General features: G+C 50.3%; 1 rRNA gene. It reads right to left on the minus strand.

Going from position 1 to position 455, the window contains the following annotated elements:
* Positions 1-455, minus strand: a 23S ribosomal RNA gene (locus A3738_RS09550); the annotation flags it as partial.

Genomic DNA, 455 nt, shown 5'->3' on the forward strand with positions numbered 1-455 from the left:
AGCTTTCTCCGTCTCTCCATCGCAATATAAAGAAGTACAGGAATATTAACCTGTTTCCCATCGACTACGCTTCTCAGCCTCGCCTTAGGGGCCGACTCACCCTGCGCCGATTAGCGTTGCGCAGGAACCCTTGGTCTTCCGGCGGGGAGGTTTTTCACCCCCCTTATCGTTACTCATGTCAGCATTCGCACTTCTGATACCTCCAGCAAACCTCTCGATTCACCTTCAACAGCGTACAGAACGCTCCTCTACCATATAGATAAATCTATATCCGCAGCTTCGGTTCATAGTTTGAGCCCCGTTAAATCTTCCGCGCAGGCCGACTCGACTAGTGAGCTATTACGCTTTCTTTAAAGGGTGGCTGCTTCTAAGCCAACCTCCTAGCTGTCTAAGCCTTCCCACATCGTTTCCCACTTAACTATGAATTTGGGACCTTAGCTGGCGGTCTGGGTTGT

Source organism: Oleiphilus sp. HI0066 (assembly GCF_001635725.1).